The 15,005-nt window shown below is 69.3% G+C and carries 14 protein-coding genes and 3 pseudogenes; 13 read left to right on the top strand and 4 right to left on the bottom strand.

Annotation, left to right across the window (positions count from 1 at the left end):
* Positions 1 to 73 precede the first annotated feature (73 nt).
* Complete coding sequence (locus ACYUED_RS00335; RefSeq protein ID WP_491290318.1) at positions 74 to 1,063, top strand: helix-turn-helix transcriptional regulator; 990 nt, start codon at positions 74 to 76, stop codon at positions 1,061 to 1,063.
* Positions 1,064 to 1,380: 317 nt separating this feature from the next.
* Positions 1,381 to 1,485 (top strand): annotated as a pseudogene (locus ACYUED_RS00330) (DUF2267 domain-containing protein); the annotation flags it as partial.
* A gap of 49 nt (positions 1,486 to 1,534) precedes the next feature.
* Here the strand turns inward: ACYUED_RS00330 and ACYUED_RS00325 are convergent.
* Positions 1,535 to 2,554 carry a DUF6215 domain-containing protein gene (locus ACYUED_RS00325; RefSeq protein WP_491290317.1) on the bottom strand — a complete coding sequence of 340 codons (1,020 nt, stop codon included), beginning with the start codon at positions 2,552 to 2,554 and terminating at the stop codon, positions 1,535 to 1,537.
* A gap of 457 nt (positions 2,555 to 3,011) precedes the next feature.
* On the opposite strand from ACYUED_RS00325, the gene ACYUED_RS00320 reads away from it, so the two are divergent.
* The 7 genes from ACYUED_RS00320 (at position 3,012) to ACYUED_RS00290 (ending at position 10,193) form a co-directional block, all read left to right on the top strand.
* On the top strand, positions 3,012 to 4,889 hold the full coding sequence (locus ACYUED_RS00320) for an alpha-galactosidase (RefSeq protein ID WP_491290316.1): 1,878 nt from the start codon (positions 3,012 to 3,014) through the stop codon (positions 4,887 to 4,889).
* Positions 4,889 to 6,217: a hypothetical protein gene (locus ACYUED_RS00315; protein ID WP_491290315.1), complete on the top strand. Its 1,329-nt coding sequence runs from the start codon at positions 4,889 to 4,891 to the stop codon at positions 6,215 to 6,217. Before ACYUED_RS00320 ends, ACYUED_RS00315 begins: the two co-directional genes overlap by 1 nt.
* On the top strand, positions 6,208 to 7,179 hold the full coding sequence (locus ACYUED_RS00310; RefSeq protein WP_491290314.1) for a dimethylarginine dimethylaminohydrolase family protein: 972 nt from the start codon (positions 6,208 to 6,210) through the stop codon (positions 7,177 to 7,179). Before ACYUED_RS00315 ends, ACYUED_RS00310 begins: the two co-directional genes overlap by 10 nt.
* A gap of 11 nt (positions 7,180 to 7,190) precedes the next feature.
* Positions 7,191 to 8,165 carry a glycosyltransferase gene (locus tag ACYUED_RS00305; RefSeq protein ID WP_491290313.1) on the top strand — a complete coding sequence of 325 codons (975 nt, stop codon included), beginning with the start codon at positions 7,191 to 7,193 and terminating at the stop codon, positions 8,163 to 8,165.
* On the top strand, positions 8,149 to 9,441 hold the full coding sequence (locus tag ACYUED_RS00300; RefSeq protein ID WP_491290312.1) for an MFS transporter: 1,293 nt from the start codon (positions 8,149 to 8,151) through the stop codon (positions 9,439 to 9,441). The genes ACYUED_RS00305 and ACYUED_RS00300 overlap by 17 nt, the downstream gene beginning before the upstream one ends.
* A gap of 36 nt (positions 9,442 to 9,477) precedes the next feature.
* Complete coding sequence (locus tag ACYUED_RS00295; protein ID WP_491290311.1) at positions 9,478 to 9,882, top strand: P-loop NTPase family protein; 405 nt, start codon at positions 9,478 to 9,480, stop codon at positions 9,880 to 9,882.
* A 182-nt stretch (positions 9,883 to 10,064) separates the two neighbouring features.
* Positions 10,065 to 10,193, top strand: coding sequence for a hypothetical protein (locus ACYUED_RS00290; RefSeq protein ID WP_491290310.1), 129 nt, complete (start codon positions 10,065 to 10,067; stop codon positions 10,191 to 10,193).
* A 313-nt stretch (positions 10,194 to 10,506) separates the two neighbouring features.
* Here ACYUED_RS00290 and ACYUED_RS00285 read toward each other — a convergent pair.
* Positions 10,507 to 10,671, bottom strand: a pseudogene (locus ACYUED_RS00285) (IS256 family transposase); the annotation flags it as partial.
* Between the two features lie 52 nt (positions 10,672 to 10,723).
* Here ACYUED_RS00285 and ACYUED_RS00280 point away from each other — a divergent pair.
* The 4 genes and pseudogenes from ACYUED_RS00280 to ACYUED_RS00265 all read left to right on the top strand — a co-directional run bounded on the left by ACYUED_RS00280 (position 10,724) and on the right by ACYUED_RS00265 (position 13,228).
* Complete coding sequence (locus ACYUED_RS00280; RefSeq protein WP_491290309.1) at positions 10,724 to 11,122, top strand: nuclear transport factor 2-like protein; 399 nt, start codon at positions 10,724 to 10,726, stop codon at positions 11,120 to 11,122.
* A gap of 350 nt (positions 11,123 to 11,472) precedes the next feature.
* A complete protein-coding gene (locus ACYUED_RS00275; protein WP_491290308.1) occupies positions 11,473 to 11,694 on the top strand; it encodes a hypothetical protein in 222 nt (73 codons plus the stop codon).
* Positions 11,695 to 11,760: 66 nt separating this feature from the next.
* Positions 11,761 to 12,669, top strand: a pseudogene (locus ACYUED_RS00270) (transposase); the annotation flags it as partial.
* A 367-nt stretch (positions 12,670 to 13,036) separates the two neighbouring features.
* A complete protein-coding gene (locus tag ACYUED_RS00265; RefSeq protein ID WP_491290307.1) occupies positions 13,037 to 13,228 on the top strand; it encodes a hypothetical protein in 192 nt (63 codons plus the stop codon).
* Between the two features lie 221 nt (positions 13,229 to 13,449).
* Here the strand turns inward: ACYUED_RS00265 and ACYUED_RS00260 are convergent, their stop codons facing one another.
* Positions 13,450 to 14,157, bottom strand: a complete 708-nt coding sequence (locus ACYUED_RS00260) for a DUF4232 domain-containing protein (protein ID WP_491290306.1) — start codon at positions 14,155 to 14,157, stop codon at positions 13,450 to 13,452.
* 266 nt (positions 14,158 to 14,423) lie between these two features.
* Entirely contained in the window at positions 14,424 to 14,993 is a 570-nt protein-coding gene (locus tag ACYUED_RS00255; RefSeq protein ID WP_491290305.1) for a FadR/GntR family transcriptional regulator, read from the bottom strand.
* Positions 14,994 to 15,005 lie beyond the last annotated feature (12 nt).

The raw sequence follows: 15,005 nt of genomic DNA, 5'->3' as shown, positions 1-15,005 counted from the left end.
CGGCGGCGTGCACTGCGCAGGCTAGGAGAAATAGTGGACAGAATCGGTCCTGTATTCGCGTTAGGTTGTGCACATGCCCCGACCTACTGCCCGCGTGCTGACACTCCTGGAGCTGCTGCAGTCGGGCGGCACACGGACGGTGGCCGAACTGGCCGACCGGCTCGGCGTCGAAGGGCGCACCGTACGGCGGTATGTGGACCAGCTGATCGACCTGGATGTGCCCGTGGAATCGGTGCGCGGCCGCTACGGCGGGTACCGGCTCGCTCCCGGGTACCGCTTGCCTCCGCTCATGCTCAGTGACGACGAGGCGCTGGCCGTGCTGCTCGGCCTGGTCGCCGGCCGCCGAGCGGGGCTGGCGACGACGGAGCACACGGCAAGCGAGACGGCATCGGCGAAGATCCGGCGGGTGCTGCCCAAGCACATCGCCCGTCGGCTCGACACGCTCCTGGAATCCCTCGCCTTCACGGAACAGCCCGGAGAGTTCGACACGCCGGACGCCGGGGTCCTGCTCACCATCGCCGATGCGGTGCGCCACCGCCGACCGGTCTCGATCCGCTACACCGACCGCGACGGACGGCGCAGCGAACGCACACTGCACGCGTACGGGATCGTCGCCCATGCGGGCAGGTGGTACGTCACGGGCAAGGACGCCCAGATCGGCGAGGACCGAACCTTCCGGCTCGATCGCATCGCGGACGCGCGGGCCCTGCCCGGCTCATTCGAGGCGCCCGTGGGTCCCGGTCCGGCACAGCGCGTGTTGTCAGCGTTCGCGACGGCCGAGTACCGGCATGAGGTGACCTTGCGGATCCACGGCACAGTTGAGCAGATCCGCGCCCACCTTCCCGCCAGCGTCGCGAGCCTGGAGGAGCACGAGCCCGCGGCAGGTCAGGACCGGGTAACCGAGCGCTGGCTGCGCGTCGAGCTGCGGGCGGAGCGGCTCGACTGGTTGCCTCCAGTACTCGCCTCACTCGACCGGCCGTTCGTCATCGAGCGCCCCGATGAACTGCGAGAACTCGTCATAGCGCTCGCCGGTCGCCTTGCGTCCTACGCTCGCCACGCCTGACCGTGAGAAGCCAATGTCATGAGATGGCACAGATAGTCACAGGGGCGGGCCCGTCTGGAGATGGTTGCCTGATACTTCGTCATCGATGCGCGGCTGCAGTGTCGGTGGCTCGCCGGGTCGGCAGAAGTCTGGGACTGGTCGCCGCCGGGGCGGCTGCGTTGACGATGGTGCTCCTGCTGTCACCTCTCGCCCCGGAAGATATCTCCTGCGCCAAGAGCGTGGACTGGAACAGGCTCAGCGATATCGGCGCGGCATACGGCTTCACGTCGGCGATCGTCTCGGCACCGGCGTTGGCCGGCGTGGCCGTTTCGCCTATCGTGGCCCAGCTCGCCGGCGAGGACCTCCTCGGCCGTATCCTCGCTCAACTCCCCTCCGGCTACGCCCTGCTGTTCGGCCGCGCCGAACTCACCCAGGCGGCCTGACGCGGAGCAAGGCGGTGTATGGCTGCGGAAGGAGTACGCCGTCGGTGTCCTATCGAGCCGTCCGTTCGGGGATTGTCGGGAGAATCTTCTCAGCTATGCGGAGGATGGCGCTGTCGTCCGGGAGGGCTCCGGACGAGCTCCACACGGTGATTTCGCAGTAGCCGCCCCGGTCGTTTCGATCGAGGGCGACAGACAGTGTCCTGGCCAGGGGGCCTTGTTCGACCGGTCCGCCGGATCCGCCGTTTTGGAGATCGATCTCGAACTTCATGGTGTGGTCCGAGGAGAGGACCGCCGGCCGGTTGAGAACCGTCAGGGTCTTGATGTCTTGCTCACTGCCGAACTTCATCAGCTTCACGTACTGCTCGGTCGACAGCTCGTTGTACGTGGTCGAGACATTCACGGTGTAGGTGTCGAACGCGACCTCGGCCTCCGGCTGGGCGACCTTTCCGTCGGTCAGGGGAGCGGTGTTGCTGGTGCCGGACGCAGAGGTCGCGGTCTCTGCGGGTGTGCCAAGGAGTTCGGCGAGGTCGGGCCGGTTGAGCGCCTTGCACAGCTCGCTTCCGGTCACAGGACGGGGCGCCTTCTTGTAGGCCTTGGGCAGCGCCTCCTGTTCCCCGCCCGGGCATGAGGAGGGCCGCGGGGTGCTGTCGTCGGACGGCATCACGTGGGGGGCCACCCACAGCGCGGCCGCGAGTGCCCCGAACAGGGCCACGGCCGCCAGGGCCTGTCCCCACGCGTTGGGCTCCTTCTCCGGGGTGTGCCGCGGACGGGGCCCGGCTCCGGCGTGGACCGGGGTCTGCACGCCGGCGTCAGCTTGGGGGACTGCATCGACTGCCGTCCGGTCTGTCGTGGTCTGCGGACTCGGGTTCCCGCGTGCGCGCAGGGCCCGGACCACCACGTAGGTGCGTATCGCGGTGAACACGAGGAACAGCACGCCGAGACCGGCCGCGACCCCATCGTGATCGCGGACGGCGAGATACATGATGCGTATGCCGAGAACGGACCCGAGCGCGATGAGCAGGGGCTCACGGACCCAGAATGGAAGGAGGCGGAGGAGGAAGCCGAGCACTCGGTGATCTCACCAGGACAAGACCATATTCGCCGTGGTGGAAGCCACAATTCCGGGGACGCGCACTGCCCGCCGAAGCAAAAGCCACCACACCGGCGATCCCGAGATCGCTCTCGGACGCCGGTGGCGCGGGCGCTGATGCCCTCGGCGAGGAGCGCCGGGCCTTCTCGCTGGGCTGACCGTTGCGCGGGGTGAGCCGCTTCGGCGGCTGTTGTGCGTGCGGCCTGGGGCGTGGTGTCACTGGTGCTGCCCGCGCCCAGGGCACCTGTGCGTCAGATGCGGATGTTTACTCTGGTTCAACTTTGTGTGTTCACTTAGGGATTTGGGGTAGTTGATTGACGGGTTGTGTTGGCTCATGGTTGGGTCACGCATTGTGAACGGAGTGTGACACGCCCGGTCGCACCGCTCTGAGTGACCCCTGTCGTCAGAAAGGCAAGCGATGAACGCGTTACCGCGCATGCGTCTGATCGTCCGGCTCGAGTCGGGTGAGCAAAGGGAGTTGGGTCCTTTCCCGCTCGGCGAAGCGGCCGACGCCACCCAGGGCGACATCGCTGTCAGCGTCGGCGAGACGGCCCCCTTCGAGGTGACCGTGCGCCCGCCGGCCGGTGAGCGGATCGTCTCGCTCGAGTACCTGCTGCGCGCCCCGATGGGAAACTTCGACGAGGTGGTCCCGCCGGACAGCGGCCGGTGGTTCATGAACCTCATGCACGTCACGGGCTTCTGGAAGTACGGCAGGCTGGCCCAGTCGAAGATCAACGACGTGAAGGTCCCGCTCTACATGTTCACCGGCCCGGACGGCAACGTGGACCTGGCCCTGGGCGTCGTCGGCGCCCTCGTCGAGACCGACCTCCGCCTTCTGGAGCCCGTCTCCAACCGTGCGTTGAACGTGCACACCAGGGGCGTCGAGGTGAGTATCCGCCGCGGCACGGAGGAGTATCCCCTGCCACGATCCGTCCCCTCCGCCGACGGATCGGTGACCGAGCACGTCTACGTCCTGAATCGGCCGGAGGGCGACGACAGAGAGCCGTGGATGAACGTCCTCAGGGCCTTCTCCGAGCACACCCGGTCCGTCTTCGGGCTGCGGGACCGCATCGTGGAGTCGTCCTTCGAACCGTTCTGGTGCAGCTGGACCGACTGGGCCAGCGACGACATCGGCGCGGACATGGTCCTGGAGAACGCCAAGATCGGCCTGGACGTCGGCGTCCGCAATTTCATCATCGACGACGGTTGGTTCGGCCCCGGCCTCGACACCGCATACGACACGCCGCTCAACATCGGTGACTGGCAGGCCGATCCCGGCAAGTTCCCCGACATGCAAGGGCTCGTACGGCGTCTGGACGCCATGGGAGCGCGGGCCGTCATCTGGTGCGCCCCGCACGCCGTGGGACCCGCGGCCGACTGTTTCACCGACCGCCGGCACCTGCTCATCGCCCCCGGTTCCGGCGAACCCGTGCTGGGCGAGACGCAGTTCTACTCGCTGTGCTTCATGAACGCCGAGGCGCGCAGGGTGATGGCCGACGTCTGCGTACGTCTCGTCGAGGAGTACGGCTTCCACGGAGCCAAGTACGACCTGTTCAACTGGATACCCGACCTGCGGTGCGAAAGCCCGCATCACGAGCACGACCTGGACTCGATGCTCCTCGGGCTGCAACTCATGCTGGAGGACGCGGACCGACGCACACGCGCGGTGTCCCCGGACTACATCGTCGAGCTCAAGCAGAATTACGGAACGGCGTTCCTCACCCCGTACGGCACCTGTATGCGCGCTGGCGACGCGCCCTTCGACCCGCGGACGAACTTCCTGCGCACGCTGCATGTGCAGGCGTACACGCCCGCCTCGATCAACGACTACCAGACGTTCGGCCCGGGTGACACACCCCAGGACGTCGCCGTCGCGGTCATCGCCATGCTGGCCGCCGGGATCCCCGCCTACGGCTCGGACTTCGCGCGGCTCTCCGACGAGAGCAGGGGCGTGCTGCGCCGGTACCACCAGCTCTATGCCGACAACCTGAGCGGATTCCTGAGGCACCGCACCGCCGACAACGCCTCGCACAGTGTCCTGCGCGCCATGGCCGACGAGCGTGACGTCGTCTTCGTCCTCCAGCCCGCCACATCGTGCCGGGTCCAGCGGCCGGCGGTCGTTCTGAACGGGGGCTACGCGACGGCGCTGACGGTGGACGCGCAGGAGACCGGACTCTCCTACACCGTCCTGTCACCGACCGGACAACGGCTCACCGCCGGACGTCAGCACCCGGGAGGCCCGCTGACCATCGACGTCCCGCCGGGTGGCGCCATCCACGTCGAATCGGCGGCCGGAAGCGGGGTCCGGCATTGATGGCGCCCGTCTCCGAAGCGCCGACGCGTGAACGGGCGATCGCCGCTGTCCGCCGCACGCTGGCGGACCTGCCCGGAACCGCGCCCGGGCAGCCGGACACCGAAGCGGACCTGTCCCATGTCGCGGACGTCGTGGCCATCGTCGCCTCCTCGCGGGGTGGCAGCAGCCTCCTCCACCAGATCCTCTGCGATCAGCCGCACGTGCTCTCCATCGCCGGCGAGCACACCGCGCTGTACAAACTGAACCGGCTCGACCGGGGCCGCGACGGCTCCGACGCCCTGGAGCCGGACACCGAGTTCGACTGGGTCGCCCTGTCAGGGGACTTCATGTCCCTGCTCGGCTCGGGCCCGGCCCGACCCCCCGTCGGCGCCGCCGACCGGGACAGGTACGCGGCCATCGCGACCCGCCGCCTCGCCCTGCAGTGGCCGCTGGAGGAGATCGCGTTCGCGACCGTGCGGGACGCGGTCGACGAGGCCGTCCGGACCGGCGTACGACTCGACGAGCCCGACACCCTGTTCGCGGCGGTCCTGAGCCGCCTCCGCGCCACCCATCCCCGTATCGACCCGTGCTTCTACGACCTGCCGACCAACCTGCGAGGCGAGGCGCCCGACACGGACCTGCGGCCGCCCCACGACGGCTACTGCATCGAGGAACCACCGTTCGTCGTGCCCTGCGCCCGCACCGCCGCCGATCGCGTCGCGCTGAACCGGCACCCCCTGGTCATCAAGTCCTCGGTCGACGCCTACCGGCTTCCGCTACTGCGACGGCTGATGCCGAACGCCCGCATACGGATCATCCACCTCACCCGCAACCCCGCCGCGAGCGTGAACGGGCTCTACGACGGCTGGCGCGACCGGGGGTTCTTCTCCTACGACGTCTCCGACCAGCACACACTGTCGATCGACGGCTACTCGGAACTCGGCGCCGCCGCCCGCGACTGGTGGAACTTCGACATCCCGCCCGGCTGGGACAAGCTCGTCGACCAGCCGCTGGAGTGGGTGTGCGCGCACCAGTGGGCGGGGGCCCACCGGGCCGCTCTCGGCAAGCTGAGCCCGGGCACCGCGGACGCGATCCTGCGCGTGCCCTTCGAGCGGCTCCTCGACCCGGCGACCCGGGAGCGAACCCTCCGGTCCGTCTTCGCCTTCGCCGGGATCGCGCAACCGTCCCATCCGGTGCGGTTCCCGGTCGTGATGGCAACGGCCCGGCCCAGGCCCGCGCGCTGGAGACAACGTGCCGAACTCGTACTCCCGGTTGTCGACCAGCCGGCCGTCCGAGAGGTCGCGGACGAACTCGGCTACCGCAAGGGGGAGGAGGACCAATGGCTGTGACCGCCGCCGCCTACCACGGGCCCGGCTGGCGGGCCCGTGGCGGCCGGCACGAGAGCGACATCGAAGTCGGCGCGAACTGGGCGCCCCTGCGCGTGTGCCGCGACTTCGACCATCTCACCGACGTCGTCCTGCACTGCCCGCCGCCCGCACTCCTCACCGCCGGCGAACCCGACGAACTCCAGCACCTCGAACGACTGGACCACACGGCGCTCCGCCGCGACCTGGACGCGCTGGCCGAGGCGTACCTTGCGCTGGGCGTCACCGTCCACCAACTGCCCGCCCCGCAGCCGCCCGGCGCGAATCCCCACCGCGGCGCCAACGCCATGTACGCGCGCGACCTGCTGTGGATGACCAAGGCGGGCGCCGTGATCCCCCGGATGGCCAGCTCCGTCCGCGCGGGCGAGGAACTGCAGACCCTCAGGCTCTGCGCCGGGCTCGGCATCCCCGTGGCCCGGACCATCGGGGCGGACGGTGTGTTCGAGGGCGCCGACGCCCAGTGGCTGCGCTCCGACCTCGTGGCCGTCGGGCTCGGCGCACGCACGAACGACGCGGGTGCACGGCAGATCGCTGAGGAGGCCGCACAGCAGGAGGCGCGCGTCCTGCGGCTGTCCGTGCCCACCGGGGTACAGCACCTGCTCGGGGTGCTCCAGGTGCTCGATGCGGACCTGCTCGCCGCGCGCACCTCGATCATGGACTCCGCTCAGGTCCGTCGGCTGCGCGAGCTGGGCTTCACGGTCATCGACGTCCCGGAGTCCGAAGAGACCCGCACCCATCTTGCGTTCAACTTCGTCACGGTGGCGCCACGAGCGATCGTCATGCCGAGCGGTTCCCGTGCCACGAGTGAGCTGCTGTCCCGGCACGGAGTCGAGTGCGTCGCCCGCGTCCCGATACCGGAACTCGTCAAGGGCGCAGGGGGAATCGCCTGCGCCACAGGAATCCTCGCCCGCACCCTCCAGGACTGAGGTAGCCCCACATGCCGACTCTCAGCGTCGTCGTGCCCTTCTACAACGTCGCCCCGTACTTCCCCGAACTCCTGGAGTCCCTGGCCGCCCAGGAACTCCAGGACATCGAGGTGATCCTGGTCGACGACGGCTCGACCGACAGCAGCCCCCAGATCGCCTCCTCATGGGTGGCCAAGGACGACCGGTTCTCCCTCCTCACCCAGGCCAACCTCGGTCTCAGCGCCGCCCGCAACGCGGGCGCCGAGAGCGCGACGGGCGCCTACCTCGCCTTCGCCGACTCCGACGACGTCGTACCGTCGACGGCCTACCGCGCGCTCGTGGACTCCCTGGAGTCCACCGGCTCCGACTTCGCCTCCGGCGACGTACGCCGCCTCGACTCATCGGGGACGCACCGCCATCCGCGCTACGCCGACGTCTTCGCCGGCCCCCGCCGCCGTACCCACATCACGCGCGACCAGGACCTCATCCTCGACCGGATGATCTGGAACAAGGTGTTTCGCCGAACGTTCTGGGACGACCACGAACTCACCTTCTCGCTCGCCCAGTACGAGGACGCGCCGGTGACCGTCCGGGCCCACATCGAGGCCCGGTCGGTGGACGTTGTCGGGCAGGTCGTCTACCACTGGCGCATCCGCGAAGCCGGGGAACGCTCCATCACACAGCGCTTGTACGAGCCCGACAACATCGCGGCCCGCATGCGCATGATGGTGGTCACCGGGGACATCCTCCGCGAGCGTGCCCCCGAACTGCTGCCCGTCTACGAGCGCGACATGTGCCTCGGCGACCTGCGCATCGCAACGCTCGCCATGGTGGAGAACACCGATGACGCGATGGCGACTGCGCTGGACCTCGGCCGCGGCTTCCTCGCCCGGGTGGACGAGCAGGTGATCGACCAACTGCCCGAGCCCAACCGGCAGCGCCTCGCCCTCCTCCTCGCGGGCAGGACCGACGAACTGCGCGAGGCGCTGCGTGCTGACGGGCAGTAGCGCCACCGACAACGCACCGGCCGCACCGGCACCGCCGAGATCGGCCGGGCAACTGCTGCGACAGGAAGCCGACTTCCGGCGCGTCCACCTCTCCCAGCTGGTCAGCCTCGGCGGTGACTGGTTCGCGATGATCCCGCTGCTCACCCTGCTGCAGCAGCTGACCGGCACCCCCCTGTGGGGGGCGCTGGTCCTCGCGGCCGACACGCTGGTCATCGCCGTGCTCTCGCCGTACGCAGGAGTCGTCGTCGACCGGGTCGACCGCCGCCGGCTGATGATCGTCTGTGATCTGCTCTCCGCCGGGTTCATCGCCACCCTGTTCCTCGTGCGGTCGGAGTCGACCGCCTGGATCGCTTTGATCGCGTTGGGCGGAGTCGCGGGTGTCAAGGCCTTCTACGGCCCCGCGGCGAACGCCGCCCTCCCCAACCTGGTACCGAGAAGTGATCTGTTGACCGCCAACGCGCTGAGTGGCGGAGCCTGGGGCGTCATGCTCGCTGTGGGCGCCACGCTCGGCGCACTGCTCGCCTCGGCCATCGGCACCGACTGGTGTTTCGCCCTCGACGTGGTCTCCTTCTGCGTCTCCGCCATGCTGGTCCGGCGGGTACGGCGGCCCTTCGGCGACAGCCGGGACCGTAGGGCGCGCGGCAGGGTGCGCGACGACCTGCGCGATACGGCGTCGTTCGCGCGCCGTGACCGGCGTATCGCCCCACTGCTGCTGGCCAAGCCGGGAACCGCGCTGGGCAACGGGGCCCTCGCGCTCTTCCCCGCCCTGGGCGCCGCGGTGTTCCACGTGGGCGCCGTCGGCGTGGGCCTGTTGTACGCCGCCAGAGGAGTGGGCGCGCTGATCGGCCCCATGCTGGGGCGGCGGCTTCTGTCGGGACGGGAGGACAGGATCCGCCTCCTCACTCTGGCCGCGACCCTCACCTTCGGCCTCGCCTACGCCGGCTTCGCCGCCGTCACCTGGTTCCCGCTGGCCGTCCTGCTGGTCGTGACGGCCCACGTCGGCGGCAGCATGAACTCCACCCTGTCGTCCTTCGCCCTCCAGTCGGCCACCCCGGACGGCATCCGCGGGCGCGTCCTCAGCGTCGACTTCATGTTCTCCACCCTCTCCCTCGGCGCGAGCCAGCTCGTCGCCGGCGGGCTCGCGACGACCATGAGCGCCCCGCGGGCCACCCTGTGCATCGCCGGCATCGTGATCGGCTACGGCGCGCTCTGGTGGGCGATGGCCCGCAACCTCGGCGCGGGAGATCCCGACTCACCTATCCTGAAACGGGGTTGACCCATCATGCGAGTTCGTAAACAGTGCGGCTGCGGCGTGACCGTATGGATCACCGGACCACCGGAGGCGGACACATCGGCCCTCGCCCACGCACTGGCCGACCGGTTGCGCGGCAAGGGGCGCCGGGTCGCCGTGCTCGATGCCGTCCGAGCACCGCGGGTGGGCCTGACGGCCGAAGTCCTCGCCCGCAACGGTGTGATCACTCTGGTCCTCGCAGCCGCGCCCGACTCGGACGGCAGCACCGCCGTGCGCCAACGGCACATCCGCAGCGGCACGCACTTCCTGGCCGTGCGCATCGCGGCGCCGTCGGCGGCCGACGAGAACCAGACGCCGATCACCTCGGATCTCGTCATCCCGGCGCACGCGCACACAACTGGCCTCGCCGCATTCGTACTGATGGACCTACTGGCCGAAAGGCGCTTCGTCGAAGCCGGCACTTGAGACGGCGCCCGGCCGTGGTCGCGCGCATGCCGGGCGACCAGCCCTGCGTACGACGGACATGCAGCCTTGCCTTTCTCATCCGCCTTTCCCGACCCATTGTGTTGAGTCCTGTGCGGCCCTGATGCTCGATGTCCTTGCGTCGAGGCCATCCGGGCTGGTGCACCGGGGAGTGCTCACTTGCGGTGCGGCTCGGACGCACGTCGGAGACCACCGCCTGCCGCCACGACAAGCTCACCGCCAAGCTGCGGGCGGCCGGCCTCGGCGCCATCGCCGACCTGGTGTTCGTCGGCCTCGACGACTGGCCCTCCTGACGCCGATCCGGCGGTGATCACCGGCTGCAGGATGATCTATGCCATGGTCATCGGCCGCCGAACGGCACGAGGCCCAACTCGCCATTCACACCAGACCCGTGACCTGCACCTCACGATCCACACCGCTCATTGAGATGTCCCCACGTACGGCCACCTTCGCCGTCACTCTCCGTCGATGTCCCAGAGCCGAGTTGGACGCCGCGAGTCAGGCCACGGATAGGTCCAGGGAGCGGACGGCATCGCCGTCGTAGTGGCCTTGGGAATACGGATTCGCGCTGCCGTAGGTGTCGTCGTCGGTCACGGTGGCCTGATCTTATGCCGCGAGTGTCTCGGGGCGTTCGAGGAGTTCGCCGCGTTCGAAGTGGGTTCCGGCCCTCACCAGGGCGACAAGGTGGGGTGCGTTGACGGCCCGCCATCGTGCCTGGGCGGCCGCGGCGCTTGGACATGGGGGTGCCTCAACCGATCTGGTCCGGCGCCGTGCCAAACCCTCGGGTTACGGTGGACGGCGGCTCAACCAGGAGGCGATGGCGATGGCGAACACAGCACAGGCAATAACTGCGCCCGAGTGGGTCCTGAAGTTCTTGGACGCCATCGACACACTTGAGTTCGGGGAGGGTTTCGCGCCGCTGACCGAGGACACCGACATGTTCTTCGGCACCGCACACATCCACGGCGTCGAGGCCATCAAGGCGTTCTTCGTCAAGATCGACGAGCCGTTGATCATCACCCATGAGGTCCTGGAGTTCTGGATCGCGGGCGACGGCGTCCGCCTCCTGCGCGGAGAAGCGACCATGGCCAAGAAGAGCGAACCGGAGCACGCGGTGCGCGCTCCGTTTGTGCACATCTTCTACCTCGCCGACGAGGAGCCAGTCCGCGTCCGTGAACTGCGCATCACCGCGGGCCCGCTGCAGACCGACACGGTGATGTAGCTCCTCGTGGCGCCAGGACCGGCCCGGGTGACAGCCCCGTGTGGCTCGGCCTGCGCATCCGGCGGCCGCGGCCCGGGGTCGGCCCTGACCGTGTGCGCGGCGGCAAGCTGTACTCCACCCATGCCAATCCGCCCACCTGCAGCGCCACGTCGCCTGAGACCGCAGGCGACGTGGACCCGCTCGCCCGATACGGGGGCCAGGTCTTCCGAGACAGGACAGCCGCCCCAACAAGGTGGTGCTCGATTGTGGGCGGGGTGTCGTGATCTTGGTACCGGCGGTCATTGCCTTTCAGCGGGCTGGCTTGTGAGCGATGGGATGCGCTCCACGATGATTGGGCGCATGATGACCGCGTGGATGACTGGCTGCGTGCCCGGAACGGTTGGACGATCCTCCTGATGTTCTGGGGGCTCACGCTGACGGGCGGGTTGCTCGGGGAAGTAACATCACGGATGTTCTTCGAGTCCCACCCCGTGTCTGTCATCTCGAACCTGCCTTGGCTGGTGGGCGGTTCGCTGTTTGTGGCCCTTAGCGGCACCGTTGGTGCTCTGCGGCGTCGGCGGCGGCAAGGCTGACGAGCATCGGTAGTGCCGGTTCCGGCAGTCGGGGATGTGGAGAAGGCCGCGCGAGTGGGTGTTGTTGTGACGCAATACCTGGCCCGCGCGGCCTTGCCCCATCGTATCTCCACTGGTCTCCAATGCCGTCGACTCGGCGCGCAGATCGCCGAGTTGGCCGACGGGTGGAGGGCTTCGGAAGAGGGGCCACTGCACGACCGCCGGGTCCACGACCGCCGGCGCGCGGCTGGAGCAGGGCCCCGTCCCCAATTGGTGTTCACCGACCGCGTGATCGCTGCTTTGGTCGTCCTCCGCTGCCAACTCCCACACGCGGCGCTGGCCGTGCTCTACGGCGTGGACCGCTGGACGATCACCCGGGCCGTCCGCGAGGTCCGCCCGCTGCTGGCTGCCCGTGGCTTCGCCGTGCCAGGCCGTCCCGATCTGCGGCTTCGCACGCCGGCGGATGTCTTCGCCCATGCGGCGGCTGAGGGCGTCGAGCTACGTCGGGACGGTACGGAGGTCCGGGTGCGTCGTCCGCGGGGGAGCAAGCCCGGCCGCCGCGCGTTCGTCTCGGGGAAGATGCGGCAGAGCACCAAGGAGACCACCGTCGTCACCGACGAGAAGGGCCGCACCTTGTGGGCCGGGGCGTTCCGGCCCGGTCGCATGCACGACCAGACGGCTGTGAAGACCGAGGGGATCTGTGAACTGTTCGAGCGGTACCCGCAGGTCAAGGCCAAGGTCGATGCGGGCTACCGGGGACTGGCCAAGCAGTTCCCCGACCAGGTCCAGGCCCCACTGCTCAAGCCGAGGAAGGACGCGCCGCCAGAAGACGTCGCAGCCTGGGACACGGCCCGCCATCAGCAGTCATCGGAGCGAATCTGCGTCGAGCACGCCAACGCCGAACATAAGCGGTGGCGGCCCCTCCAGCGGTACATCGGCCGCCGTGAGTACTTCGCCGAGAGCTACTCCGCCGTGGCCAGCCCGGTCTCCGACCGCGCGCCGAGAGGTGATCACCCACCAGTCAACCCGCCGGGCCGGCACGGCGCGACCTCAATCGAACACCACGTTGTAAGCGAAACGGTCACCCGCTCAGACGGCTGGGCACGCGACAACGGGACTCGTTTGACGACGGCTTCGGGAATCACGCGTGGTACGGCCCTTTGATCAATGTCGAGGGGTTCGGGAGTCGCACGGCCGTTGTTACGCCTGTGCGGAACGCGGTCTCGCGCTCGCGGTGATCGTGGGGAGAAACACCGGCGCCCAGGCTGAGGACCTTGGCTGGGAGCGACGCGCATGGTGAGACTGGCAGCCAGCGTCGGGCGCCGGGACAAGTGCCGGCCCGCCAGCCGGTAAAGGAGTTCACATGCATCTGGACAAGCGTGCGCCGGCTGTCATCTTCGTGGCCACCGCGGCCTTCTCTGCCCTCGGAGCGCAGGCCATGGCCGCCCCCATGCCATGGGAGACCAGCAAGACTCCCAACGCCGTCACCCATCACACCTCCACGGCGGCCGGCGGCACCGTCACCGTGCTGTGCGCCGCGGGCTGCTACCAGTAGGCGGCTGCACCCCAGCGCCCATGTCCGCTTCGACGTGCGGGTGACTCCCGAAGTCAAAAGTCGGCGATGCCTTCTACATCGCCGTGCTGGTCGCGGTGGGCGAGAAAGCGAAGCGGTCCGTTTGTGTGGGCTGACGCCCGGCGTCCCGGAAACCGGCCCGGTCGAAAGCGCGCACGGAAGACCTCATCCGGACCGCTCGTCGGCTGCCGCACCGGAATCGGTCAAGAAGGCCTGAGCGCCGATACGGCGGTGACGGTCACGGTGTCGTCGCACTCGGCGAACTGCCCGTCGTCCAGGGCCACCTGGTGCGCCCCGGACCCCGGCAGCCGGACGACCATGGTGGGATACACCACGGGCGCCGAACCGGACACGCAGTACCCGTCGCCCTCTCCCTGCACCTGCACGAACGTCAGCTTCACCCACGCCTTGCCGCCGGGGGTCACCTTCACAGGTGCCGCGGCTCCGGTCGGCTTGACGGCGAGCGGCACGTTCATCTCGGGAGAGCCGTTCCCGGCGCCGGCCACCGTGGGGTGCCCCTTGAGGACGCACGTCCGTGCCGACACGTTGGTGAACTCGACGACGGCCGCCCCGGTCCCTGTACCGGCCGGCCGTACGTCGGCCTGACGGGCGGTCGCCTTCAGACTGCCCGCGGAACAGGTCGCCGCCGAACCGCCCGGAGCGGGTGCGGAGGCGGAGGGCGTGGAGGAACCGGAGGCGGAGGGCGTGGAGGAACCGGAGGCGGAGCTGCCGGGTTTCGGGGCGCCGGGCGTGGAGGAGGAGGCCGTTGAGCTGACGGCCCCGGACGGGGTGACGCCGCCGTCTGCGGTGTCCGCGCCGCCCCCACCGGGCTGGCATCCCGCCACCGCCAGCGCCGCCGAAGCCACGACGACCGCCACCGCCGAACCGCGCATTCCGTTCACGTACCGCATGCTGTCCCCCGAGTCCCAGTTGTCCGGAGCACGGCTCCCCGCCGCCCTCGTCGAACCAGACAGAACCGTGGAGCCGGCAGTTCTCCCGCACTCCGACCTGTGACCCACCGGTGACGAAATCCGGCCACAACCACCGTGTCAACGCCCCGGACAGGCCAGCAGCCGCCCCCGACCAGAGCCCGGCGCCGGGGCGGGGAGCGGTCAAAGGGCCGTGCCGGCAGCCGTCCCGTTCGAAGGGCGGCCCGTACGGCTCGATGAGATCGCAGTTACAGGCGCCGCCCTCGTGCAACTCCTTGGCGCACAACCTCGTGGAAGGCGGCGTCTTCCTCGGCGTAGCGCACCGGGTCGTCCAGTGCCTCCCGTAGCGCGGTGACCTGCTCCTCGAGTCCGGCGAGTTCGAGGTCGGTGATGCGGCCGGCCGCGTCGGCGGCCATCTCGGCCTCCAGGGCGATCCGTACACTGACCAGCTGGTCGAGGATCGTCAGCGTCCGGTCGTGACGGACCTGGGCCTCCAGGACGACAGGGTCTAGAAGATTCCACTCCTGCGGCTCGCGCACCCGTGTGCCGCGCCCGGGCGCGGCCCTGACCAGCCCTTTTTCTTCGAGTACCTTCACCGACTCGCGCACGACGGTCCGACTGACGCCGAACTCCTCGCACAGCACCGCCTCGATGGGCAGCGCGGACTCCGGCGGATAGGCCCCGCCCACGATCCGGTCGACGAGATAGGTCACCACGGTGTCGCTGAGCCGGCCGGTCTGCCGTCGGGGAACGGCTCCCAGCGACCCCTCCGAGGGCTCAGGCGCCAGTCGTTGACGACTGGCCGGGGTACGGGGCACGTGCGGCTCCTT

The sequence above is a fragment of the Streptomyces sp. DF42 genome (assembly GCF_058267695.1).
Note: the sequence above shows the minus strand (reverse complement) of the source record. Positions and strands in the feature narration are given on the sequence as shown.